Below are 1188 nucleotides of genomic sequence, written 5' to 3'. Positions count from 1 at the left end.
CATTAAAATCTATAAATATAGTTAAATTGTCTAATTTATATTGAGCACCTGCCATAGCAGCTTCCCATACTTGACCTTCTTCTAATTCTCCATCACCAAGTAAAGCATATACTCTATTTTTTTGTCCATTGATTTTTGCTCCTAAAGCCATACCAACTGCTGTTGATACTCCTTGGCCTAGTGAACCTGTTGACATATCTATACCAGGAACATCATTCATATTTGGATGTCCTTGTAAGTTAGAATTTATTTTTCTTAATGTCATTAATTCTGCTGGATCAAAATATCCTCTTCTTGCTAATGCACTGTATAAAACTGGTGCTGCATGTCCTTTTGAAAGAACAAATCTATCTCTATCTTCCATTCTAGGATTTTTAGGATCTATATTCATTTCGTTAAAATATAATGCTGTTACTATATCAGCTGCTGATAAAGACCCACCTGGATGTCCTGATGCTGACTCTGTAAGCATTTCAACAATATCTTTTCTAATAACTTTAGCCTGTTCAATAAGCTGTTCTTTATTTTGTTTCATTATTCATGTCCTCCTAGCCTTATTTAACTTTTATAGATTATTTATTATCCTTTTCATCTTATCATAAAACGGCTTGTTTGTATATACTATTAATCTTCAGTAAACCATTTCATATAACACATATATCTTAATAGTGTATACTATTTGCTTTAAAATATATTTTTATATCATATATAGACTTTTTTCATAGGTATATATTATATTTAATAATTCTATTATGCCTTATTTACCTAAATTTTATTAAATTCCTGAGATATAATATATATTATTAAATTTAAAATAAGCCTCTACATTTTTGCTGTAGAGGCTTGTACTCTTTTAGATTAAACTTAAACTTATTAATAATGATTTATTTACTTTTCTCATATCTGAATCTGTCATATGTCCAATTTTCTCTTTTAATCTTTTCTTATCTAAAGTTCTAACTTGCTCTAATAACACTACAGAATCTCTATTAAGTCCATATTCTTCCGATGATATCTCTACATGAGTTGGTAATTTAGCCTTATTAATTTGTGAAGTTATAGCTGCAACAATAACTGTTGGGCTATATCTATTTCCTATATCATTTTGAATTATTATAACGGGTCGTATTCCACCTTGCTCCGAGCCTATAACTGGACTTAAATCAGCATAGAATATATCCCCTCGTT

2 protein-coding genes are annotated in these 1188 nt (G+C 29.2%); both read right to left on the bottom strand.

Annotated elements, in window-relative coordinates:
• On the bottom strand, positions 1 to 535 hold a 535-nt coding region (locus ACRDDY_RS12890; RefSeq protein ID WP_438565349.1), incomplete at its 3' end, for a transketolase.
• Positions 536 to 853: 318 nt separating this feature from the next.
• Positions 854 to 1188 (bottom strand): type II toxin-antitoxin system PemK/MazF family toxin (locus ACRDDY_RS12885; RefSeq protein ID WP_438565348.1); only part of this gene is annotated, 335 nt, incomplete at its 5' end.

This window comes from Clostridium sp., assembly GCF_051656525.1.
Lineage (GTDB): Bacteria > Bacillota > Clostridia > Clostridiales > Clostridiaceae > Clostridium.
Note: the sequence above shows the minus strand (reverse complement) of the source record. Positions and strands in the feature narration are given on the sequence as shown.